Genomic DNA, 22,968 nt, shown 5'->3' on the forward strand with positions numbered 1-22,968 from the left:
TTCGGGGGTGGTGAGAGCTGGGTCACTGTTTACATGATGTTAAAAGACCGGTCCGGTCCGCAATGAGGAGGGCACATGTCGGCATCGAGCGCGACGGAGACGTTCCGGGCCGCCCGGGACTTTCTGCTGCAGCACCGCGAGGACTACGCGGCGGCCTACGAGGGCTTCCGCTGGCCGCGCGCCGACCATTTCAACTGGGCGCTCGACTGGTTCGACGTCATCGCCGAGAACAACGAACGCACCGCTCTGCACATCGTGGAGGAGGACGGCCGCCGCGCCGAGGTGTCCTTCGCCCGGATGTCCGCCCGCTCCAACCGGGCCGCGAACTGGCTGCGCGCCCAGGGGGTGCGTGCCGGGGACCGGATCCTCGTCATGCTCGGCAACCAGGTCGAGCTGTGGGAGACGGCCCTCGCCGCGATGAAGCTGCGTGCCGTCGTCATCCCCGCGACCCCGCTCCTCGGCCCGCTCGACCTGCGCGACCGGGTGGACCGCGGCCGGGTGCGGCATGTGATCGTGCGGGACGCGGACGCCGCCAAGTTCGACGAGGTGCCCGGCGACTACACCCGGATCGCCGTCGGCGCTGACGTCGAGGGCTGGCGCTCGTACACCGGCGCCGACGAGCAGCCGGAGACCTTCGAGGCGGACCGGGAGACCGACGCCGACGAACCGCTGATGCTGTACTTCACGTCCGGTACGACCGCCAGTCCCAAGCTGGTCGAGCACACCCACGTCTCGTACCCGGTGGGCCACCTGTCGACCATGTACTGGATCGGCCTCAAGCCGGGGGACGTCCATCTGAACATCTCCTCTCCCGGCTGGGCCAAGCACGCCTGGTCGAACCTCTTCGCGCCGTGGAGCGCCGAGGCGACCGTCTTCATCTTCAACTACACCCGCTTCGACGCGGGCCGGCTGATGGCCGAGATGGACCGCTCGGGCATCACCAGCTTCTGCGCCCCGCCCACCGTCTGGCGGATGCTGATCCAGGCCGACCTGTCCCAGCTGCGGACCCCGCCGCGTGAGGTCGTCGCGGCGGGCGAGCCGCTGAACCCCGAGGTCATCGAGACGGTCCGGCGCGCCTGGGGCGTCACGATCCGGGACGGCTTCGGCCAGACCGAGACCGCCGTCCAGGTCGCCAACACCCCCGGCCAGCTCCTGAAATCCGGTTCGATGGGGCGGCCGAGCCCCGGCTTCAAGGTCGTGCTCCTCGACCCGGTCAGCGGTGAGCCCGGAGCCGCGGAGGGCGAGATCTCCCTCGATCTCTCGGACCGTCCGGTCGGCCTGATGACCGGCTACCACGGCGACCCCGACCGCACCGCGGAGGCGATGGCGGGCGGCTACTACCGCACCGGCGACATCGGGTCCCGCGACGAGGACGGCTACATCACCTATGTCGGCCGCGCCGACGACGTCTTCAAGGCATCCGACTACAAGATCTCGCCGTTCGAGCTGGAGAGTGCCCTGCTGGAGCACGAAGCGGTCGCCGAGGCGGCGGTCGTGCCCGCACCCGACCCGGTCCGGCTGGCGGTCCCGAAGGCGTACGTCGTCCTCGCGGACGGCTGGGAGCCCGGCCCGGACACCGCGAAGGTGCTGTTCGCCCATTCCCGGGCGGTGCTCGCCCCCTACAAGCGGATCCGGCGGCTGGAGTTCGCCGAGCTGCCGAAGACCGTGTCCGGAAAGATCCGCCGGATCGAGCTGCGCGAGCGCACGGCCCAGGGAACCGGAACCGAATACGACGAGGGGGACCTGCGATGAGCGAGCGGACCGGACTTTCCTACGCGCACGGCACCGGCACCACCGCACTGCTCGGCGACACCATCGGGCGCAACCTCGACCGGGCGATCGAGGCGTACCCGGAGCGCGAGGCGCTCGTCGACGTCAGCTCGGGGCGCCGCTGGACGTACGCCGAATTCGGCGCCGCCGTGGACGAGCTGGCGCGCGGCCTGATGGGCTCGGGGGTGGCGAAGGGCGACCGCGTCGGCATCTGGGCGATCAACTGCCCCGAGTGGGTGCTCGTGCAGTACGCCACGGCCCGCATCGGCGCCGTCATGGTCACCATCAACCCGGCCTACCGGGCGCACGAGCTGGAGTACGTACTCGGCCAGGCCCAGATCTCCCTCCTCGTCGCCTCGCTCGCCCACCGCACCAGTGACTACCGCGCCCTCGTCGGCCAGGTCCGGGCGAACTGCCCCGGCCTGCGGGCCGTGCACTACATCGGCGATCCGTCCTGGGACGAGCTGACGGCGGCGGCCGCATCGGTCACGGCCGGACAACTGGCCGCCAGGGAGGCCGAGCTGTCCTGCGACGACCCGATCAACATCCAGTACACGTCGGGCACCACGGGCTTCCCCAAGGGCGCGACCCTCTCGCACCACAACATCCTCAACAACGGGTACTTCGTGGGGGAGATGGTCGCCTACACCGAGCAGGACCGGGTCTGCCTGCCCGTTCCCTTCTATCACTGCTTCGGCATGGTCATGGGCAATCTCGGCATCACCTCGCACGGCGCCTGCATCGTGATCCCGGCCCCGGCCTTCGAGCCCGCCGCCGTCCTCCGGGCGGTCGAGCAGGAGCGCTGCACCTCGCTCTACGGCGTCCCCACCATGTTCATCGCGGAGCTGAACCTTCCCGACTTCGCCTCGTACGACCTCTCCTCGCTGCGCACCGGAATCATGGCGGGATCTCCTTGTCCGGTCGAGGTGATGAAGCGGGTCGTCGCCGAGATGCACATGGACGAGGTGTCCATCTGCTACGGCATGACGGAGACCTCCCCGGTCTCCACCCAGACCCGCCGCGACGACGACCTGGAGCGCCGCACCGGCACGGTCGGCCGGGCGATGCCTCACATCGAGGTGAAGGTCGTCGACCCGGTGACGGGCGTGACCCTGGAGCGCGGCACGGCCGGCGAACTCTGCACCCGTGGCTACAGCGTGATGCTCGGCTACTGGGAGCAGCCCGACCGGACCGCGGAGGTGATCGACGCGGGGCGCTGGATGCACACCGGTGACCTCGCGGTGATGCGGGAGGACGGCTATGTGCAGATCGTCGGCCGCATCAAGGACATGATCATCCGCGGTGGCGAGAACGTGTACCCGCGGGAGATCGAGGAGTTCCTCTACGGGCACCCGAAGATCGCGGACGTGCAGGTGGTGGGCGTCCCGGACGACACGTACGGCGAGGAGATCCTGGCCTGCGTCATTCCCCGGGACCCGGCGCAGCCGCCGACCCTCGACGAGGTGACGGAGTACTGCCGCGAGCAGTTGGCGCATTACAAGATTCCGCGGCGGCTGCGGATTCTGGAGACCTTCCCGATGACGGTGAGCGGGAAGGTCCGGAAGGTCGAACTGCGCGAGAACTACGGGTAAGGGCTGTCCCGTGGGCAAGCAGCGCCCGCGGGCGCCGTCAGGCGGCTTCGATGATGTCGCCGGCGGTGCCCCGGGTCGCCGCCGCCCACTCGATGAGCAGTACCTCGTACGCCGCGGACTCCACGGAGGACCAGTCCTTGCCGGCGCGTGCGTCCACGAGCGCACGGATCGCGTCGTTCGCCTCGACGGCGGACGGGTGGGTCGGCTGTACGGCGTCCAGCGGTGCGGAAGTCGGTGGGAGTCGTGGAGTTAAGGCCATGCGCACCACTGTAAGGGCGCCCTCTGACAGCGGCCGAACATTTGTGGCCCCCTGGGCCGAACGTGACCGATTGCACTCGCTGTTGCCGGCCGGTTCCGCTGCGGCGTCGGAAGGTGCCGCCGGGGGCGCCGCGCGTCGCCGGAACTCCCGTGGAGCGGTCAGAGTTCGCGCCGCATGCAGACCCTCGGCCAGCGGTCCAGACCGTGTTCCGCCTCCTCCGCCCGGATCTTCCGCAGCCCGTCCGTGAGTTCCGCTTCCGTCAGCGTGCGGAAGCCGAGGCGCATGTAGTACGGCGCGTTCCACGGGACGTGCACGAACGTGGTCAGCGTGAGGGCTGTGAGCTGCCGTTCGCCCGCCCAGGTCGCAAGGTGGTCGATGAGGGTCCTGCCCACGCCGCGCCGGGCGGCGGACGGATGGACGGAGACCTGTTCGACATGGGCCGCGTCGTCGACCGGATCCGCGATCAAGTAGCCGACAGGGTGGTCGTCGTCGTCCACGGCCACCCAGGCGCGACCGGCCCTGCGGTAGTCGTCCAGCAGTTCGAGCGGCAGCGGATCGTCGTCCGCGACGGCGGACATGGAGAGGGTGCGGAAGGGTTCGCCGGCGGCGCGCTCGATGTCCTGGAGCAGCGGGAGATCGGAGCGGCGGGCGGGACGGATGCGCATGCCGCCAGTATGAGCGGTCGGAGCGCGGACCGGTACGGCGCTCAGGCGCCGGTGGAGAGCAGTTCGTCCGCAGGGCTGTTCACCGGCTGAGGGGTCCCGGTGAGGTCCATCACGAAGAGCGGGACGGCGAGGCCGTCCGCGCGTTCCCTGGCGTCCCGCGCATATCCGGCCAGGGAGAAGAGGACGGCGGTCACCGAGGCGTTCAGGCCGTTCAGCCAGAGGCATTCGACATCGCGCAGGGTGGTCGGCCGGGTGGTCGAGTCGACCTGGGCGATCAGTCCGGTGGCGCGCAGATCGATCCGGGAGGAGGGGCGCTCCGCGGGCTGTACGACGTTGCGGTAGCCCAGCCATCCGAGATACAGGGCGGCGGCGGTGACCGCGTCGCGCCCGGTACGGATCGTCATCGGCCGGAATGCCGGGCGGGGCGCCGCCGCGGTCCGGGGCATCGGGATGTGGGACGGCGGGGCTCCGGCAGCCGCACCGGACGCCGACTCCGACGCCCGGCGGACCGGGATCCGCAGCACGGCGCCGCACGGGCAGCACAGCTCCGGCCGCGGCCACTGGTCGTGGCGCCCGCAGGTGAGGCAGCGCACGGTCACCCAGTCGTCGTTCCAGGCGTGGTGGGTGATCGGTTCGACCGCCCCGCCGGGCAGCACCGGTGGGGCGATGCGGGTGCCGCACGGGCACGGGTAGACCGGTGCGAGGTAGGCGTGATCGCGACCGCAGGCCGGGCAGTGTACCGGCACGGACTCCACCATGGTCTCCCTCCGGCACCCCCGGTGCCGTCTTCGGTGCCTCTGCGTCCCCGTCTCTCCTTGCTCCGTCCCCATGCTCCACCAAGAGCGGCGCGCGGGGGTGCGACTTCGCGGATTCGCGGAGCTCCGGGAGCCCCCGGTGCGGCGGGTCACGCCCGCCCTTGACGGTCGTCCGGACGCACTTTAGATTGCTTCCGTATAGCAGAAAAAAAGTTTCACGATACGGAATAGGTGCTCTCAGGTGGCGCGACGGAGCCCGATCCCACCCGTCCGAGCAGGAGTACTCCATGCCCCGAATGACCGCTGCCCGAGCGGCAGTTGAGATCCTCAAGCTGGAAGGCATCACCCATGCGTTCGGCGTGCCGGGCGCAGCGATCAACCCGTTCTATGCGGCTCTCAAGGCCGGTGGCGGCATCGACCACACGCTCGCCCGCCATGTCGAGGGCGCGTCCCATATGGCGGAGGGGTACACGCGGAGCAGGGCCGGGAACATCGGCGTCTGCATCGGTACGTCGGGGCCCGCCGGCACCGACATGATCACCGGGCTGTACTCCGCGATCGCCGACTCCATTCCGATTCTCTGCATCACCGGCCAGGCGCCGGTGGCCAAGCTCCACAAGGAGGATTTCCAGGCCGTCGACATCGCCTCGATCGCCCGGCCGGTGACCAAGGCCGCGACCACCGTCCTGGAGGCCGCGCAGGTGCCCGGCGTCTTCCAGCAGGCCTTCCACCTGATGCGTTCGGGCCGCCCCGGCCCGGTCCTCGTCGACCTGCCGATCGACGTCCAATTGACGGAGATCGAGTTCGACCCGGAGACGTACCAGCCGCTGCCCGTCCACAAGCCGGCCGCATCCCGTGCCCAGATCGAGAAGGCGCTCGGACTCCTGCTCGCCTCCGAGCGGCCGGTCATCGTCGCCGGTGGCGGCATCATCAATGCCGACGCCTGCGAACTCCTCGTCGAATTCGCCGAACTGACCGGCACGCCGGTCATCCCGACCCTGATGGGCTGGGGGATCCTCGCCGACGACCACGCGCTGAACGCCGGCATGGTCGGCCTGCAGACGTCGCACCGCTACGGCAATGCGAACTTCCTGGAGTCGGACTTCGTCCTGGGCATCGGCAACCGATGGGCCAACCGGCACACCGGCGACCTGGCCGTCTACACCAAGGGCCGCACGTTCGTCCACGTCGACATCGAGCCCACCCAGCTCGGCAGGATCTTCGCCCCGGACCTCGGTATCGCCTCCGACGCCAAGGCCGCCCTGGAGCTCTTCGTCGCAGTGGCCAAGGAGCTCAAGGCGGCGGGCAGACTGCCGGACCGCAGCGCATGGGCCGCCTCCACCCAGGAGCGCAGGGCCCGGCTGCAGCGCCGTACCCACTTCGACGACGTGCCGCTGAAGCCGCAGCGCGTGTACGAGGAGATGAACCGCGCCTTCGGGCCGGAGACGCGCTACGTCACCACGATCGGGCTCTCCCAGATCGCCGGCGCGCAGATGCTGCACGTCTACCGGCCGCGCCACTGGATCAACTGCGGCCAGGCCGGTCCGCTCGGGTGGACCATTCCGGCGGCGCTCGGGGTCGCCACCGCCGACCCCGAGGGCCAGGTCGTCGCCCTCTCGGGCGACTACGACTTCCAGTTCATGCTGGAGGAACTGGCGGTCGGCGCACAGCACCGCATCCCGTACGTCCATGTCCTGGTGAACAACTCCTACCTGGGGCTGATCCGCCAGGCACAGCGCAACCTGGACATCGACTTCCAGGTCAACCTCGAGTTCGAGAACATCAACTCCCCTGAGCTGGGCGTCTACGGCGTCGACCATGTGAAGGTCGTCGAGGGACTGGGCTGCAGGGCGATCCGGGTCACCGAGCCGGACCGGCTGCTGCCCGCGTTCGAGGAGGCCAAGAAGCTGGCCGCCGAGTTCCGCGTCCCGGTGGTCGTCGAGGCGATCCTGGAGCGCGTCACCAACATTTCGATGGGCGCCGCAGGGATCGACGCCGTCAACGAGTGGGAGGACATCGCCACCGAGCCGGGGCACGCCCCGACCTCGATCCGCCCGTTCGTTGCGAGCTGACCCGCCCTCTCGTCCGCCGCCCGTGCGGGGGCCGGCCACCGGAACCCGGTGTCCGGCCCCCGCACGCATGTGTCACGGTCAGACCGGAAGCACCAACTCCCCCTACCCGTAGTACTTCTGGGTTACTCGGCAGGTGCACTCCCTGGGTGGACGCCGACCACGGCGTCCGCTCCCTAGCTTCTGTACCGGAAGCGACATACGACACGACGGACATCCGGTACGGAAGGACCCCCATTCATGGTGCCCCGCCCGCCCAGGAGCCACCCGCGCACGATCCGTCCGCGCACCGCCCGGACCCTGCTCGCCGCCCTGGTCATCGCGGCGGTCGCGGTGCCGCTGTCGGGCGCGGCCCGGCCCTCGGCCGTCCCGGCGCCCGTCCCGGCCGCCCTCGCTCCGCTCCGCGCGGCGACCCCCGCCGCACTGGCCCAGCGGTACGCCGTCAACCGCGGATCCATCCTCGCGGCCGAGCGGACGGCCACCCGCCACGGCGACCGGAAGCGGGCTGCCTCGCTGCATGAACTCGCCGACCCGGCACGCCACTTCTTTTCTTTCGACGGCCGCGACGGGGGGCGCAGTGTCGAGGTCTTCGGCGACCTCTCCCGGGCCCGCCGGATCGCCGTGCTGGTCCCGGGCGCAGGCGTCGGCCTCGACCACTACGGGCGGCTGCGGGCCGGCGGCGTCGCCCTGCGCCGGGAGCTGGGCGAAGGGGCGGCGGTCATCGGCTGGCTCGGCTACCGGACGCCCGACACGGTGAGCCGGACGTCGGTGACCACGGGCCGGGCCGAGAGCGCCGCAGTGGAACTACGCACATTCCTGGGCGTTTTGATGCGGGCCGAGCCGTCCGCCAGGACATCGCTGCTGTGCCACTCCTACGGCTCCGTCGTCTGCGCCGGGGCCGCGCCCGGGCTGGCGGTCTCCGACATCGTCCTGTACGGCAGCCCCGGAACCGGCGCCCGCGACGCGGCCGCACTCCACTCCCCGGCCACCGTCTGGGCGGGCCGGGGCCGCGACGACTGGATCGCCGAGGTGCCGCACATGCGGCTCCGGCTGCCCTTCGTCACCCTCGGGTTCGGAACGGACCCGCTCTCCCCTCGGTTCGGCGCCCGGCACTTCGCGGCGGGCGACGGCGGCCACAGCGACTACCTGAAGCCCGGCTCCTTGTCACTGAGGAACATCGCCCGGATCGTCTCCGGCCGGACCCCCGCCGAGGAGGGGCGTCATGCGTGACCTCGTCCGGCGTATCGACGCCGCCACCCCGCCCGGCCGCGACCGCGCCACCGACGCACTGCGCGCCTTCGCCGTCCTGGGCGTGGTGCTCGGCCACTGGCTGGTGACCGCCCTGATCGCCGACACCGGCACGTTGCGCGCCGTGAGCCCTCTCCAGCACATGCCCGAACTGGCGCCGGTCTCCTGGCTGTTCCAGACCCTTGCGGTGTTCTTCCTCGTGGGCGGGCAGGTCGGGGCGCAGAGTTACGCCTCCGCCCGCACCCGTGGCACCACGTACGGGCAATGGCTCGGCGTCCGCACGCTTCGGCTGTTCCGGCCTGTCGCCGCCGTCCTGGTGGTGTGGACCGTGATCGCGGGCGCGCTGCTCGCCTCCGGGGCGGGCGTGGAGACGGTGCACGCGTTGCTCAAACTGGTGCTGTCGCCGCTCTGGTTCCTGCTGGTGTTCGCGGCACTGACGGCGGTGACCCCACTGGTGGCGAAGCTTCATCCCCTGTGGCCGCTTGTGGTCGTGCTGCATGTGGACCTGATCCGCTTCGGGCTGGGCGGCCCCGCCTGGCTCGGCTGGATCAATGTGGCGGCCGGCTGGCTGGTCCCGTACTGCCTGGGCGCGAGCTGGGCCCGAGGCGGTCTGCGGAGCCGGTCGACCGGATGGGCCCTGCTGATCGTCGGGGCCGCGGCCACCGCCGCACTCGTCCTGTGGGCCGGATACCCGGCGTCCATGGTCGGGGTGCCCGGCAGCCGGATCTCCAACCTCGACCCGCCCACCCTCGCGGCCGTCGCCTTCGGTCTCGCCCAGTGCGGCGCGGCCCGGCTGCTGCTCGGCCCGCTGCGGCGGGTCCTGCGCCGCCCCGCGGCATGGGCGGCGGTGGCACTGGTCAACCTCTCCGCGATGACGGTCTTTCTGTGGCACCAGACCGCGATGATGGCGGTCACCGCCGTCGGCCTGTTCGCGGGCGAGCCGTTGCCGGGACTGCACACCGTACCCAGGGACTCGGACTGGGTGTTCGCGCGGCTGGCCTGGCTGCCCGTCTTCGCCGTGGCGCTGCTGGTGTGCTGGTCGGCGTTCCGCACGTACGAGCAGGGCCGGCCGCGCAAAGGCGGCCGTATCGTCCGTGAGGGGCGTCCTGCCCGGAAGTCGGTGATGCGCCGTGCCTAGTCTGGACTGGACGAGGGGGTCAGTGGTGGGGGACAAACAGCGGTTGATGGCGGCGCTGCGGAGGGCCCCGCGCGCCCTGTTCGAGGATCTGACGGCGCCCGCCGATCCGCTGCCTGCGATGGGGGGTCCCGGATGGCCGGTCTGGCGGCCGGTGTTCGGGATGGTGCTGGTCCTCTGCGCCGTGGCCCTCGCCGTGGTCCAGGTGAGCGCCCTGGCTCCGGTCGACGGCGGCGGCGTCCCCGGGTACGCGGTGCTGCTCGGCATCGCCCAGGCGGCGGCGCTTGTCGTCGGCATGTCCCGCCCGGTGTCAGCCTGGTGGGCGTCGACGGTCCTCATGGTCGTCACCGCGCGGATCACGGAGCCCGGGGTGAGCCCGGACGCACTTTTCCCCTGGACCGTTTCGGGGCTCTTGCTCCAGAGCGGGGTGCTGTTCCTGCTGGCACTGCGGGTCCGGCCCCGTCGGTCGGCAGGGGCGCTGGTGGTCACCCTCCTCGCGGCGCTGTCCTGCACCGTCGCCACCACCCGGGCACACAACTACGTCCTCGACCGCGGCACCCCGGTCCTGATCGCAGCCGTGCTGATCGGCGCCGCGCTGCGCGGCCTGCGGCTGGCCCGCACCCAGCTCGTCGTCCAGGAGGAACTCACCGCCGGGGAGCGGGCCCGGCGCACGCTGCTGGAGGAGCGCAACCGGATCGCCCGCGAACTCCACGACGTCGTCGCCCACCACATGTCGGTGATCTCCATCCAGGCCCAGGTCGCCCCGCACCTGGTCGACAACCCGTCCGACGCGCTCAGGGAGAACCTCGCGGGCATCCGGCAGAACGCCGTCGAGGCGCTCACCGAGCTGCGGCATGTGCTCGGTGTACTGCGCTCCGAGGACGCCCTGTCGCAGGGGGCGAGACACGCCCCGCAGCCCACCCTCGACCGCCTGGACGAACTGCTGGACAATGTGCGCGGTGCCGGGCTCGTCGTCACCACCGCCACCACCGGCGTGCCGCGTCCGCTGCCGCCGAGCGTCGAACTGTCGGCGTTCCGGATCGTCCAGGAGGCTCTCAGCAACGCGATGCGGCACGCCCCCGGTGCCCGGGTGCGGGTGGAGACGTCCTACGGGACCACCGGACTGTCCGTCCGGATCACCAACACCGCGCCCGACGGACCGCCCGCGCCCCAGCAGTCCATGGGACACGGACTGCTGGGGATGCGCGAACGCACTGCCATGCTGGGCGGCGAACTCGCGGCCGGAGCGACCCCGGACGGCGGCTACGAGGTCACGGCCATCCTGCCGGTGAGCGCCCCTGCCCAGTCCGCCGAACCTGTCGAGGACATCCCGTGACGACCATTCGTGTACTCATCGCCGACGACCAGATGATGGTTCGCCAGGGTTTCACGGTGCTGCTCGACGCCGAACCGGGCATCGAGGTCGTCGGGCAGGCGGTGGACGGTCTCGACGCCGTCGCCAAGGTCGCCGAACTCGCCCCGGACGTCGTCCTCATGGATGTCCGGATGCCTGTGCTCGGCGGAATCGAGGCGACCCGCCGCATCACGTCACCGGCCGGCGCCCGGGTCAAGGTGCTGATCCTGACCACCTTCGATCTCGACGAGTACGTGTACGAGGCGCTGCGTGCCGGCGCGTCCGGCTTTCTCCTCAAGGACGCATCGATCGAGGAACTGGCCCATGCGGTCAGGGTGGTGGCGGCCGGTGACGCCTTGCTGGCCCCGAACATCACCAAGCGGCTCATCGCCGAGTTCTCCCGGATGACCGCAAGCCCCCGGGCCCCGCTCATGGATCGCGTCGGCGATCTGACGGAGCGTGAGACCGAGGTGCTTTCCCTGATCGCGCAGGGCCTGTCGAACGGGGAGATCGCCTCGCGCCTGGTGGTGGCGGAGCAGACGGCGAAGACCCATGTGAGCCGGATCCTGGCCAAGCTGGGGCTGCGCGACCGGACCCAGGCGGCGGTCTTCGCGTACGAGACGGGCCTCGTGCGCCCGGCCGGCTACTGACGTACACACGCAGGGACGGGGAGCGCGGGACCGTCCGCACTCCCCGCCCTTGCGTGAGGGTGGTGACCGCCCGACGGCGAGAGGCCGGCGCGACCGTTTCGTTCGCGCCGCCGGGCGGAGTCCTTCCTGCGGGTTGTGCCGGGACCGCGGCGACGGGCGATGGGCGGCCGGGTCCGCTCTCTGTCAGGTCGAGAGCGGCCGCCGGCCGCCTTCACCACCGCACTGGCTCGCACACCGCCGCGGTCCTCGGCACGCTGCGTCATGGTGTCGGGGCGACCTTCCGTACGGGAGCTGCTGAACTGCGACGCCCTGGGGGCTCCAGGAGCGTAAGTACGCCCCGAACCCGACGTCAACAATTTGTTGAAATTGGAGGTGTGGTGTTCCGGATGGTGCCGGCGCCTGGGCGCGACAGGACAGGTGTCGGCGCCGACACCATCCGGAAGTCTGTGGAGCGGTCCGTCCGTTGGGGCCGGCCCGCTCAGGCCTGAACGGGCTGTCCGGAGAGCCGCTCGACCGCGCGCAGCAGCGCCGAGTGGTCCAGGCCTCCGTCGCCCTGCGCGCGCAGCGAGGCGACGAGCTGGGCGACCACGGCGCCGACGGGCAATGCGGCGCCGACGTTGCGCGCGGCGTCGGTGACGATGCCCATGTCCTTGTGGTGCAGATCGATCCGGAAGCCCGGCGCGAAGTCCCGCCGCAGGAAGTTGTCCTTCTTGCGGGTCAGTACGGTCGAACCGGCCAGTCCGCCGTTCAGTACGTCGAGCGCTGCGGTGAGATCGACTCCGGACTTCTCCAGGAAGACGACGGCCTCGGCGCACGCCTGGATGTTGACCGCGACGATCAGCTGGTTGGCGGCCTTCACCGTCTGGCCGGCGCCGTGCGGACCGCAGAGCACGATGGTCCTGCCGAGTGCCCGGAGGATCGGCTGCGCGGCGTCGAAATCGGCCTGCTCGCCGCCGACCATGATCGACAGTACGGCCTCGACGGCCCCGGCCTCGCCGCCGGAGACGGGGGCGTCCAGCACGCGAACCCCCTTGTCCCGCGCGCTCCTCGCGAGGTCCACGGAGGTCTGCGGGGTGATCGAGGACATGTCGATCAGCAGCGCGCCGGACCTGACGTTCTCGAGGATGCCGTCGGGGCCGTACGCGACGGCCTCGACCTGCGGGGACGCGGGCACCATCGTGATGACGACATCGGCGTCCCGGACCGCCTCGGCGATCGAGCCGGCGCCCTTGCCGCCGGCGGCGACCAGCCGGTCGATCTTGTCCTGCTCCAGGGTGTGACCGGTGACGTCGTAACCGGCCTTGATCAGGTTCTCGGACATCGGGGAGCCCATGATGCCGAGCCCGATCCACGCAACCTTGGGGAGGTTGTTGCTCATGAGGGTGCCTTCCTGAAAAACGGGGGTGCGGGAGTGGGGCCGGCGACCTCAGTGGGCCGCCCGGGCCCCGGCGGGGAGCCACGCGAAGGCCTCGGCGCTCGGCCGGTCGCCGGGCTTGTACTCCAGGCCGACCCAGCCGTCGTAACCGGCCTTCGTCAGCTCGTCGAGGAGCCGCTCCAGCGGCAGCGAGCCGCTACCGGGTGCGCCGCGCCCGGGGTCGTCGGCGATCTGGACGTGGCCGGTCTTCCCGGTGTACGCGGTGATGACCTGGCTGAGGTCCTCGCCGTTCATCGACAGGTGGTAGAGGTCCAGCAGGAACTTCGCGTTTCCGAGCCCTGTCGCGGCGTTGACCCGGTCGACGACCTCGATCGCGGCCGGTGCGCTCACGAGCGGGTAACGCGGCGACTCCGGCTCGTTCAGGGCCTCGATCAGCAGGACCGCCCCGACGCGGTCGGCTGCGCGGGCGGCCAGGACCAGGTTCTCCAGGGCGAGTTCGTCCTGTACGGCCGGGTCCACGCCGTCGACGCGGTTGCCGTAGAGCGCGTTCAGCGCCTTGCAGCCGACCGAGGCGGCGAAGCCGGCCGCCACCTCGATGTTGGCGCGGAACCGGTCCGACTCCGCGCCGGGTACGGAGAGCGCACCGCGGTCGGGGCCGGGCAGCTGTCCGGCGTAGAGGTTCAGCCCCACCAGCTGCGTGCCCGCGTCGTCGAGCGCCTTCTTGAGGGCGTCCAGTTCGGTCTGCGGCGGGGCGGGGGTATCGGTCCAGGGCCACCACAGCTCGACCGCCGTGAAGCCCGCAGCGGCCGCGGCGGCGGGGCGCTCCAGGAGCGGGAGTTCGGTGAAAAGGATCGAGAGGTTCACATCGAAGCGCTGGTCCGGATATCCCATGAGGGTCAGGCGCTCCTTCCGTATTGCGGAAATTAGTTTCTGCTTAACGGAAGATTGCCCGGGGGGTGGATGAGCTGTCAAGGGGGCGCCCGGATGTCGGGCCGGTCAGGGGCGGCCGTACACACGGAAACGGGGCGGACGCCACCCTCGGCATCCGCCCCGCTCCATCCGTCTGTCAGCCGGCCGGGACCGTGTCCTTGAACGTGGTGCCCGCGGCGCGGTACGCGGCGACCGCCGCGTTCACCTGGGCCGGCGAGAGCACCTGGTCCTTCACATGCAGGACGTAGTCCACCTGCTGGTCGTAGGAGCGGGGCGTGGTGCTCGTCTGCCCGGCCAGATCGATCAGCCACTGGTTGAAGTTGATCGACATCCCGCGCTCCGGGAGGTATGCCGCCCCGTGCGTACCGAAGAGCTGACCGTCGATGTAGTACGTGATCGCGCTGTTGTCGATCGTCACCACGAGGTCGTGCCACCCGGCGAAGCTCTGCCGGGACTCGCTGTGCTGGTTGACGGCCTCCCACGGGTCGGGCCGGTAGGTCTCCCAGGAGGTCGTGTAGAGGATGTCGGACGGTTCGCCCCAGCCGCCGTTCGGCAGATACTCGAAGTCGTACTCCGCGTAGTCGTCCGCCATCGGTGCCTTGAGGTCGTTGATCGTGAAGAAGGTCTGGACGAGATGGTCACCGTCCGGCCCCGACCGCGGCGTGTCGTTGAACTTCACCCGGGCCGCGTAGGTGCCGTTGCGGAACTTCATGCTCTGGGTGAGGAATTCGGTCTGCCGCGTCGAGCCGCTGGTGCCCGCCGTCGAGGTCTCGAGGTTCATCACCGAGTTGCCGCCCTGATCAGCGAACGTGACGTTCTCCGGGGCCCATACCGCCCCCGGGACACCCGGGCCACCGGAGTTGGAGCGGACGGACCAACCGTGCGCGGCGATCTTCGGATCCGTGTGGCCCGTGTAGTTGAAGTCGTCGAACAGCGCGGGTCCGTCCGCGGGCGGATCGGTCGGCGGGTCGGTGGGGTCGGTGGGGTCGGTCGGGTCGTTGCCCCCGGGTGCCTCGCCCCACACGGTGGTCCCGCCGAGTTGCGCGGTCACCTTGGGCCAGTCGCCGTACGAGGTGCGTTCGGCACCGAAGGAGTAGTCGTCGCTCTGCCCCAGCGTCTGCCAGTCCGCCCGGTAGAAGCGCAGTTGGAGGTCTCCGGTGTCCGCGCCCGGGGCGAGGGAGCCCGCGCCCGCGGTGAACCCGATCTCCAGATACCGGTCGGCGGTGGCGGTGGGCGTGGCCGGGACGCCGAAGGTCCCGGTGATGTTGGCGCAGCCCTTCACCGCCCACGAGCATGCGAAGCGGTAGTCCATGCCGGCCGCGTCGGACTTGAAGTAGTAGCGCACCTTGACGTTGCTGAGCGGCACGCTCGCGCTGCCCGAGTTGCGTACCTTGAGCCAGGGCTCGCTCTGGTCGGCCGTGGCTCCGGAGGCGCTCGTCCGGTACTGGACGACCAACCCGTCCGCGACGGCGGTCGCGGAGGCGGGCAGTGCGGTGAGTCCCGCACAGCCCAGAGCCAGGGTGGCGGCGGCTGCGGCCGATGCGCGCAGCCGGCTTCTGGCGATCTTCTTCATGGCGTGTTCCTCTCCGGAACAGTGGTGGGGGTGATGCCGGATGGGGGCGCGCCGTTCCTCAGGAGGCGGTCGTGAGCGACCGTGCGGTCAGGTGGCGGGTGGCGGACGCGGGGACGTCCGGCCACGGAGCGCGGTTGCCGTGACCGGCGCGGACCCACCGGCAAGCAAGCGGTACTTCACGGCTCACCTCGGAGAGACAGGACCTGACCACCTGACCAGTGATGACCGCTGGACAGCTCACCTCTTGATGGTGGAAGAAGGTGGCATAGACCAATGGGTCCGTCAACCCCCTTGATAGCAGGGGGATTTGATGATGTTGCCGATGTGCGACTCGTTCGGTCTGCGTAAAGTGTGGCTAGACTTCCCTTGACCAGCCGTCCAGTTGGAGAATCCGCTCGGTCAACTGGTCAGCAGGGAACCGTATGTGGAGAGGACCGCATGGACGCCGACGTGCCGGGGACGGTACTGAAACGGGAGAGGGCCCGTGACGCCATCCTGGAGCTCATCGAAGCGCGCAGCCCGGGGGACGCCATCCCGTCCGAGCGTTCGCTCTGCGGGCTGCTCGGGGTGTCGCGGCCGACTCTGCGTGCCGCGGTCGACGAACTCGTGGCCGCAGGGCTCCTCGTTCGCGAGCACGGCCGGGGCATGTTCGTCGCACCCGCGAAGATCACCCAGGAGCTGGTCTCGGGGGAACTCGCACTGAGTGTCCCCCCGGCGGCGGGTGCCTGGTCGAGCCGGCTGCTGGAATTCACCACGCTCCAGGCCGGCGCCCGGGTCGGTCGCAAGCTGCGGATGTCACCGGCCGCGGAGATCGTGTACGTCGCGCGCCTCCGGCTGGTCGACGGCGCCCCGATGGCCATAGAGCATCTGCACATCAGGGCAGAGCTCGTCCTCGGCCTCTCGGCCCAGGAACTGGAGAGCGGCGATCTCTACGAGCATCTGCGCGAGCGGCACGGCGTCCACGTCCACGAGGCGTTGCAGGCCATCGAGCCCACGGTGGTCACCCGCGCGGAGGCGAAGCTTCTCGATGTGCCCGAACTGTCCCCCGCGCTGCTCTTCGAGCGGCTGACCTCGGACACCACGGGCAGGCCCGTGGAGTATGTCCACTCGCTCTACCGGGGCGACCGCTACCGGATCGTCTCCCGGTTGGCGCTCGGCCCGGCCGCGGCGGTGCCGCCCGTACCGGACGGCCACCACCCCGGTATCCCGCCGGGCGACTTCGCCCACGGCGACCCGATCACCTCGTCCACCCGGGGGGACATCCAGTCGGGGCAGTGAACCGGTGCGGCTCGGGCGACTGCGGCGCGGACCGATGACGCGGTGGATCGGCAGGCCGAAGTTGCCCGTCGGCCCGGTCCGGCGCGGCGGCCCGCTCGGTCCGCACGGGGGCACGTTCCGGCCGTTCCGTAGGGGCCCCGGCCCCTCGCCGGTGTGTCCGTTAGGGTCGTGTCCCCGAATGAGGAGTGGGTGACAGTGCGCCTGAAAGTGGAGTTCACGACCGAGCCTTTCGATCTCGACGAGGCCCCGGCGCACGCCGTGGTGGCCCGTGAGGTCATCGCGGCCGCGGAACTGGACGCGGTGGACGTCGGCCCGTTCGGCAACACGGCGGAAGGCGGCTCCGACGCCGTGCTCACGGCCGTGGACTCCCTGCTGCGCAAGACCCTGGCGGCGGGTGCCACCCGGGTGTCGCTCCAGGTCAATGTCCTCGGGGAGGACTCGAAGTGACCGAGCCGGCGGACCACCCCTTCGTCAGCGCGGTCAAGCCGCTCGTCGACGCCATCGGCGCCGAACTGGTCGGACCCGAGCAGGCGCGGCCCGACGACGTGGTGCTGGCCTGGGAGGGCGACGACGTCATCGCGGTACGGCTGCCCCAGCTGTCGGACTCCCTCGACCACATCCTGGCCGCCATGGAGCGGCGGCACGGAATGCCGCTCGCCGACCTGGACCGCAAGACCAAGCAGTCGGTCGTACGGACGCTGGAAGCGCGGGGCGCGTTCTCCGTACGGCACGGCGTGGAGACGGTGGCGGGTGCCCTGGGGGTCAGCCGCTTCACCGTCTACAACTACCTGAACCGGGAGAAGAGCCCCTGATGCGGACGGGGTGTGCACAAGCTTGGAGCGCCTCCTCCCGGCCGAGTCGGCGGTACACTCCTTGTCCGTATCGTCCGCCCCAGGGCGGACGACCGGTCAGCGTGCTTGCCGCACGCGCTCCAGATAGCCGACCAGGGCGGCCATCCGGTCGGCAGGCCAGGGCAGGCTCCGGCTGATTTCGGCGCTGTTGTCCTGCCACATGCGGCGGGCTGCGGCCTTGGTCCGCTCGCCCTGCTCGCCGTCGGCGTGGAACGCGGCTCCCAGCTCGTCCCAGCGCCGGACGAGGTCCTGTACCTGCGGATCGTCGACGGGGGTGTCGTCCCGCACATGAACCAGGAGCTGTTCGACGAGGCCGGCCCACCGGTGCTTGGCCGACTCCACGGCCTCCGGGCCGAGTTCGGCCCTCCGCTCGGCCAGTTGCTCCTGCTGTTCCTGCGTGAAGCCGGTTTCGAACACCGAGATCATCTCCAAGGTCGTCATGAACTGATCCGGATCGGGCATCGACGAGTCGTCCAGCTGACGCACCAGTCCGTGAATGCGGTGCGTCAGCCGTTCGATGCGTGCGGCCTGCTCCTCCAGGTCGCGCAGCTGGGCAGCCAGCAGTTCGCGCATCGTGCCCAGATCGTCCGCCGCCGAGTCGGCGAGCACGCCTGCGATCTCGTCCAGCGACAGCCCGAGGGCGCGCAGCGCCCGCACCCGGTACAGCCGCCGCAGGTCCCCTTCGGTGTAGCGGCGGTGCCCGGATGCGGTGCGCTCACCCGCGGTCAGCAGACCGATCTCGTCGTAGTGGTACAGCGCACGCACGGTCAGCCCGCTCGCATGCGCAAGCTCTCCGATGCTCCACCGGCGTCCGGTGGTGTCTTTCCCGATCACGTCAGCAACGCTAGAACCTCCCGTCGCGGGAGGTTCAAGGGCTGATGCGCCACCGCCCCCGGGTCGGTCCGGGAAGCCGGAGTCAGGCGGCGGGGCCGCTCAGGGCCGTGTCGAGGTGGACGAGCAGGTGCGGCCAGCCCTCGCCCATGCCGTGGTAGGCCTGCTTGCCCATCGGGGAGTCGAGGTCGAAGCCGGCGTGCTCGAGCAGCAGGCGGGTGCCCTTGCCTTCCGGTTCCAGACGCCAGGTGATTGTGGTGTCCAGCGATCCTTCCGCGAACCGGTAGCGCAGCAACTGCTCGGGCTCGACCGCGGTGACCTCACAGGGCTGGAGGCCCCAGTTGCCCATGTCGAGGGTGAAACGGTGGCCGACGACCGGCTGGATGTCGCCGGGAACCCACCAGCGGGCGAGGTGTTCAGGGTCGGTCAGTGCGGTCCAGACCACGGCGGGCGGGTGATCCATGTACTGCTCGCAGCGGATCACGGCTTGCTCGGTCATGAGGTGTTCTCCTCGTCCAGTACGTCGGTGAGCGCGTGCAGTCGCTGCTTCCAGTAGTGCTCGAACGGGTGCAGCCACTCACCGACCTCGGCGAGCGCGGCCGGTTCGAGGTGGTAGAACCGCTGCCTGCCGCGGGGTTCCTCGCGCACCAGGCCGGCGGCCCGCAACACCGCCAGGTGTTCGGAGACCGCCGGGCGTCCCAGCTCGAAGAGCCCGGCGAGATCGCCCGTGGCCCGCGGACCTTCACGCAGACTTTCGAGCAGCTTACGGCGCACCGGATTGGCCAGCGCGCCGAACACGTCGCTTGGCATGGCCCGACGATACGTCGGAGAATTCCGACGCGTCAACTTTTTCCGACGTGTCGGAACCGGGCGCTCGGACCGCGATCGCACCGTTGTGGTCGATGAGGTGACCGGGTCCGGGAAGGGTCGGTCGGGGGTGCGCGCACCCTTTCCTGCCGGGAGAATTCGGCCCAAGGTGAGCAGTTGGGGTACGGAAGGGGGATGAAGGCCGTCGTTCGGATCGCCCGCCATGGCCGTTTCCGTACGCGAGATTTCAACAAAGTGTTGACGTGGTGTTGTGGAGGGCGTTAGCTGTCCGCAGCCCGACCAACGCACAGCGAACAGCAGCAGCGCCATGCAGCCACGGAGGCTCCCGTGACTTCGAGCTCCACGCCGGGCCTTGCCCGGTTCAACATCCTGGCGGACGACGAGGCCACCGCCGCGTTGCACGAGGTGTGTGCCAGCGCGGCATGGGGGAGAGCGATCCTCTCCGGGCGCCCGTACGCCACCGTGGAAGCCCTTCTCTCCGCCGGTGACGCCGCCACGGCCGCGCTGACCCGGGACGAGCTGGCCGACGCGATGGCCGGGCACCCCCCGATCGGCCGCCCGAAGCCAGGAGACCCGGCCTCCTCCCGCGAACAGCGGGGGATGGCCGACGCCACCGAGGAGCTCAGGGCCGAGATGCTCGAACTGAACCTGGCCTACCAGGAGCGGTTCGGACACGTCTTCCTGATCTGCGCCACCGGCGCCACCGGTGAGCAGATGCGCGACGCGGTGAAGTCCCGGATCGGGAACCCGCCCGAGCGGGAGCGTGAGATCGTGCGCTCCGAGCTGGGCAGGATCAACCGCATCCGGCTGACCCGTCTCGTGGCGGACGCAGCAGAAGCAGAAGGAGAGTGACGGCCGTGAGCACCGACACCACCGCCTCGGTGTCCACGCACATCCTGGACACCAGCATCGGCTGCCCCGCCGAGGCCGTCGCCGTCTCGCTCGCCGCCCGCAGCGGCAGCGACGCGCCGTGGGTGACGGTCGGCCGGTCCGCGACCGACGCGGACGGGCGGTGCAAGAACCTGCCGGCTCTGCCGGAGGGCACCACCCACGTACGGCTCGATTTCGACACCGAGACGTACTTCTCGAAAGAGCACAGTTCCAAGAGGCAAGCCGAGGCGCAGCAGGACGCCCCCCGCGTAAGGGACAGCGGCGCGTTCTTCCCGGAAGTGGCGATCACATTCGCCGTCGTACCGGGCGAGCACTATCACGTACCGCTGCTGCTCAACCCGTTCGGCTACTCCGTTTACCGAGGGAGCTAGCACCGACATGCCCACGATTCTCGGCCAGAACCAGTACGGCAAAGCAGAGAACCGCGTCGTGAGGATCACGCGGGACGGCGACACCCACCACATCAAGGACCTGAACGTCTCGGTCGCCCTCTCCGGCGACATGGACGACGTCCACTACTCCGGTTCCAACGCCAACGTCCTGCCGACCGACACCACCAAGAACACGGTGTACGCGTTCGCCAAGGAGCACGGCATCGAGTCCGCCGAGCAGTTCGGCATCCACCTCGCCCGCCACTTCGTGACGTCGCAGGAGCCGATCAGGACCGCGCGCATCCGGATCGAGGAGTACGCCTGGGAGCGCATCGCCACCTCCGACGCCAGCGCGCAGTTCATCGGCGCCGACGAGGTCAAGCACTCCTTCGTCCGCAAGGGCCAGGAGGTACGCACCACCCAGATCACCTTCGACGGCGAGAGCTGGCAGATCATCTCGGGTCTCAAGGACCTGGTGGTGATGAACTCCACCAGCTCCGAGTTCTGGGGCTACGCAAAGGACAAGTACACGACGCTCAAGGAGGCGTACGACCGCATCCTCGCGACGGAGGTGTCCGCCAAGTGGCGGTACAACTGGACCAGCGACGACGCGCGCATGCCCAACTGGGAGAAGTCGTACGAGCAGACGCGCACGCACATGCTCCAGGCCTTCGCCGAGACGTACTCCCTCTCGCTCCAGCAGACCCTGTACCAGATGGGTTCGCGCGTCATCAACAGCCGCAGCGAGGTGGACGAGATCCGCTTCTCGCTGCCGAACAAGCATCACTTCCTCGTGGATCTGGAGCCGTTCGGCCTCAAGAACGACAACGAGGTCTACTTCGCGGCGGACCGCCCGTACGGTCTGATCGAGGCCACCGTGCTGCGGGACGGCGTCGAGCCGCAGATCCCGGTCGACCTGACCAACCTCTGACGAGGCCCGCGCCGGTCCCCGCGCGTGGGCGTACGGGGACCGGCCCCGGAGCCGGTGCGGCAGTGTCTGCTGCGGTTCCGCCCCATCCGTTCCTCCCCTCTCGGCACCCACGGACGCACCGCCGTGGCACTCAAATCCTCCTAGGGTCCTGCCGTGCCCACCTCACCCCAGAGAGAAGGAAGCGCCATGGCAGCCGCTGATCGTGTGGAACGCATCGTCATCGAGAACTGTTCGATCGCGACCGTCGACGCGGACGACACCGAGTACGCCTCGGGCCATGTGGTCGTCGCGGGCAACCGCATCGAGCACGTCGGCGCCGGTCCGGCCCCCGCGGGTCCGGAGAACGTCGTACGGCGCATCGACGGCACCGGGCACCTCGTCACCCCCGGCCTGGTCAACACCCACCACCACTTCTACCAGTGGATCACCAGGGGCCTGGCGACCGACCACAACCTCTTCGACTGGCTGGTCGCGCTCTACCCGACCTGGGCGCGCATCGACGAGCCGATGGTCCGAGCCGCCGCGCAGGGCTCGCTCGCGATGATGGCCCGCGGTGGCGTCACCACCGCCATGGACCACCACTATGTCTATCCGCAGGGCTCCGGCGACCTGTCCGGCGCCATCATCGGCGCCGCACGGGACATGGGCGTACGGTTCACCCTCGCCCGCGGTTCCATGGACCGCAGCGAGAAGGACGGCGGACTGCCGCCGGACTTCGCCGTCGAGACGCTGGACGGCGCGCTCGCCGCCACCGAGGCGACCATCGACGCGCACCACGACGGATCGTTCGACTCGATGACCCAGATCGCCGTGGCGCCCTGTTCGCCGTTCTCCATCTCCACCGAACTGCTGCGGCAGGGAGCCGAGTTGGCTCGCCGGCGCGGTGTCAGGATGCACACCCACGGGTCGGAGACGGTGGAGGAGGAGAAGTTCTGCCACGAGCTGTTCGGCATGGGCCCGACCGACTACTTCGAGTCGACGGGCTGGCTCGGCAGCGACGTATGGATGGCGCACTGCGTCCATATGAACGACTCCGACATCGCCGCGTTCGCCCGCACCGGAACGGGCGTCGCCCACTGCCCGTCCTCCAACGCCCGCCTCGCCGCGGGCATCGCCCGGGTCCCCGACATGCTCGCGGCGGGCGTCCCGGTGGGTCTCGGCGTCGATGGCACCGCCTCCAACGAGTCCGGTGAACTCCATACCGAACTGCGCAACGCACTCCTCATCAACCGTCTCGGTGCCCACCGCGAAAAGGCCCTGAATGCCCGTCAGGCCCTGCGACTGGGTACGTACGGCGGGGCCCAGGTCCTCGGCCGCGCCGACCAGATCGGCTCCCTGGAGGTCGGCAAGCTCGCCGACCTGGTGCTCTGGAAGCTGGACACCCTCGCGCACTCCTCCATCGCCGACCCGGTCACCGCGCTCGTCTTCGGTGCGGCCGCCCCCGTCACGCTCTCCCTCGTGAACGGGAAGACGGTCGTCGAGGGCTCCCGCCTGACCACCGTGGACGAGGAAGTCCTCGCGCGCGTCACCCGCGACGAGGCCCGGCGCCTCGCGCGGATCGCCGCCGGAGCCTGACGCTCCGGGGCGCCCCCAGAACGGCCGGCCGACGGGG

At 70.2% G+C, this 22,968-nt stretch carries 23 protein-coding genes; 14 read left to right on the forward strand and 9 right to left on the reverse strand.

The features are described from left to right. The first annotated feature begins 75 nt into the window (after positions 1-75). On the forward strand, positions 76-1,752 hold the full coding sequence (locus tag LRD69_RS27145) for an AMP-binding protein (RefSeq protein ID WP_277329164.1): 1,677 nt from the start codon (positions 76-78) through the stop codon (positions 1,750-1,752). Further along, positions 1,749-3,362, forward strand: coding sequence for an AMP-binding protein (locus LRD69_RS27150; RefSeq protein WP_277329165.1), 1,614 nt, complete (start codon positions 1,749-1,751; stop codon positions 3,360-3,362). The genes LRD69_RS27145 and LRD69_RS27150 overlap by 4 nt, the downstream gene beginning before the upstream one ends. 37 nt (positions 3,363-3,399) lie before the next feature. Here the strand turns inward: LRD69_RS27150 and LRD69_RS27155 are convergent, their stop codons facing one another. From LRD69_RS27155 to LRD69_RS27165, 3 genes are all read right to left on the reverse strand, one after another. Beyond that, entirely contained in the window at positions 3,400-3,621 is a 222-nt protein-coding gene (locus tag LRD69_RS27155) for a hypothetical protein (protein WP_277329166.1), read from the reverse strand. A gap of 158 nt (positions 3,622-3,779) precedes the next feature. Next, positions 3,780-4,286, reverse strand: coding sequence for a GNAT family N-acetyltransferase (locus LRD69_RS27160; RefSeq protein ID WP_277329167.1), 507 nt, complete (start codon positions 4,284-4,286; stop codon positions 3,780-3,782). Positions 4,287-4,327: 41 nt separating this feature from the next. Continuing rightward, positions 4,328-5,041, reverse strand: a complete 714-nt coding sequence (locus LRD69_RS27165) for a hypothetical protein (protein ID WP_277329889.1) — start codon at positions 5,039-5,041, stop codon at positions 4,328-4,330. Positions 5,042-5,328: 287 nt separating this feature from the next. On the opposite strand from LRD69_RS27165, the gene gcl reads away from it, so the two are divergent. The 5 genes from gcl (at position 5,329) to LRD69_RS27190 (ending at position 11,497) form a co-directional block, all read left to right on the forward strand. Next, complete coding sequence (gcl, locus tag LRD69_RS27170) at positions 5,329-7,113, forward strand: glyoxylate carboligase (RefSeq protein ID WP_277329168.1); 1,785 nt, start codon at positions 5,329-5,331, stop codon at positions 7,111-7,113. A 237-nt stretch (positions 7,114-7,350) separates the two neighbouring features. Continuing rightward, complete coding sequence (locus LRD69_RS27175) at positions 7,351-8,340, forward strand: alpha/beta hydrolase (RefSeq protein ID WP_277329169.1); 990 nt, start codon at positions 7,351-7,353, stop codon at positions 8,338-8,340. Then, complete coding sequence (locus LRD69_RS27180; RefSeq protein ID WP_277329170.1) at positions 8,333-9,496, forward strand: acyltransferase; 1,164 nt, start codon at positions 8,333-8,335, stop codon at positions 9,494-9,496. The genes LRD69_RS27175 and LRD69_RS27180 overlap by 8 nt, the downstream gene beginning before the upstream one ends. 46 nt (positions 9,497-9,542) lie before the next feature. Continuing rightward, positions 9,543-10,829, forward strand: coding sequence for a sensor histidine kinase (locus LRD69_RS27185; RefSeq protein WP_277329890.1), 1,287 nt, complete (start codon positions 9,543-9,545; stop codon positions 10,827-10,829). Then, positions 10,826-11,497, forward strand: coding sequence for a response regulator transcription factor (locus tag LRD69_RS27190; RefSeq protein WP_277329171.1), 672 nt, complete (start codon positions 10,826-10,828; stop codon positions 11,495-11,497). Before LRD69_RS27185 ends, LRD69_RS27190 begins: the two co-directional genes overlap by 4 nt. A 478-nt stretch (positions 11,498-11,975) precedes the next feature. Here the strand turns inward: LRD69_RS27190 and LRD69_RS27195 are convergent, their stop codons facing one another. The 3 genes from LRD69_RS27195 to LRD69_RS27205 form a co-directional block, all read right to left on the reverse strand. Beyond that, positions 11,976-12,875 carry a 2-hydroxy-3-oxopropionate reductase gene (locus LRD69_RS27195; protein ID WP_277329172.1) on the reverse strand — a complete coding sequence of 300 codons (900 nt, stop codon included), beginning with the start codon at positions 12,873-12,875 and terminating at the stop codon, positions 11,976-11,978. Between the two features lie 48 nt (positions 12,876-12,923). Next, positions 12,924-13,763 carry a TIM barrel protein gene (locus LRD69_RS27200; protein ID WP_277329173.1) on the reverse strand — a complete coding sequence of 280 codons (840 nt, stop codon included), beginning with the start codon at positions 13,761-13,763 and terminating at the stop codon, positions 12,924-12,926. A gap of 175 nt (positions 13,764-13,938) precedes the next feature. Further along, positions 13,939-15,375, reverse strand: a complete 1,437-nt coding sequence (locus tag LRD69_RS27205) for a cellulose binding domain-containing protein (protein WP_277329174.1) — start codon at positions 15,373-15,375, stop codon at positions 13,939-13,941. A gap of 438 nt (positions 15,376-15,813) precedes the next feature. Here LRD69_RS27205 and LRD69_RS27210 point away from each other — a divergent pair, with 438 nt between their 5' ends. The 3 genes from LRD69_RS27210 (at position 15,814) to LRD69_RS27220 (ending at position 17,465) form a co-directional block, all read left to right on the forward strand. After that, positions 15,814-16,653, forward strand: coding sequence for a GntR family transcriptional regulator (locus LRD69_RS27210; protein WP_277329175.1), 840 nt, complete (start codon positions 15,814-15,816; stop codon positions 16,651-16,653). A gap of 195 nt (positions 16,654-16,848) precedes the next feature. After that, a complete protein-coding gene (locus LRD69_RS27215) occupies positions 16,849-17,100 on the forward strand; it encodes a hypothetical protein (RefSeq protein WP_277329891.1) in 252 nt (83 codons plus the stop codon). Continuing rightward, positions 17,097-17,465: a helix-turn-helix domain-containing protein gene (locus tag LRD69_RS27220; protein WP_277329176.1), complete on the forward strand. Its 369-nt coding sequence runs from the start codon at positions 17,097-17,099 to the stop codon at positions 17,463-17,465. The genes LRD69_RS27215 and LRD69_RS27220 overlap by 4 nt, the downstream gene beginning before the upstream one ends. Positions 17,466-17,561: 96 nt before the next feature. On the opposite strand, the gene LRD69_RS27225 is transcribed toward LRD69_RS27220, so the two are convergent. The 3 genes from LRD69_RS27225 to LRD69_RS27235 form a co-directional block, all read right to left on the reverse strand. Beyond that, positions 17,562-18,338 (reverse strand): MerR family transcriptional regulator, encoded by a 777-nt coding sequence (locus tag LRD69_RS27225; protein ID WP_277329177.1) that lies wholly within the window; start codon positions 18,336-18,338, stop codon positions 17,562-17,564. 82 nt (positions 18,339-18,420) lie between these two features. Next, positions 18,421-18,834 (reverse strand): SRPBCC domain-containing protein, encoded by a 414-nt coding sequence (locus LRD69_RS27230; RefSeq protein ID WP_277329178.1) that lies wholly within the window; start codon positions 18,832-18,834, stop codon positions 18,421-18,423. Then, positions 18,831-19,145 carry a metalloregulator ArsR/SmtB family transcription factor gene (locus LRD69_RS27235; RefSeq protein WP_277329179.1) on the reverse strand — a complete coding sequence of 105 codons (315 nt, stop codon included), beginning with the start codon at positions 19,143-19,145 and terminating at the stop codon, positions 18,831-18,833. Before LRD69_RS27235 ends, LRD69_RS27230 begins: the two co-directional genes overlap by 4 nt. 345 nt (positions 19,146-19,490) lie before the next feature. Between LRD69_RS27235 and uraD the strand changes: the two genes are divergently transcribed. From uraD to LRD69_RS27255, 4 genes are all read left to right on the forward strand, one after another. Beyond that, a complete protein-coding gene (uraD, locus tag LRD69_RS27240) occupies positions 19,491-20,015 on the forward strand; it encodes a 2-oxo-4-hydroxy-4-carboxy-5-ureidoimidazoline decarboxylase (RefSeq protein WP_277329180.1) in 525 nt (174 codons plus the stop codon). A gap of 5 nt (positions 20,016-20,020) precedes the next feature. Beyond that, on the forward strand, positions 20,021-20,425 hold the full coding sequence (uraH, locus tag LRD69_RS27245) for a hydroxyisourate hydrolase (RefSeq protein WP_277329181.1): 405 nt from the start codon (positions 20,021-20,023) through the stop codon (positions 20,423-20,425). Positions 20,426-20,432: 7 nt separating this feature from the next. Continuing rightward, complete coding sequence (gene pucL / locus LRD69_RS27250; protein ID WP_277329182.1) at positions 20,433-21,356, forward strand: factor-independent urate hydroxylase; 924 nt, start codon at positions 20,433-20,435, stop codon at positions 21,354-21,356. A 186-nt stretch (positions 21,357-21,542) separates the two neighbouring features. Then, positions 21,543-22,931, forward strand: a complete 1,389-nt coding sequence (locus LRD69_RS27255) for an 8-oxoguanine deaminase (RefSeq protein ID WP_277329183.1) — start codon at positions 21,543-21,545, stop codon at positions 22,929-22,931. Positions 22,932-22,968 lie beyond the last annotated feature (37 nt).

It is taken from the genome of Streptomyces sp. JH14, assembly GCF_029428675.1.
Lineage (GTDB): Bacteria > Actinomycetota > Actinomycetes > Streptomycetales > Streptomycetaceae > Streptomyces.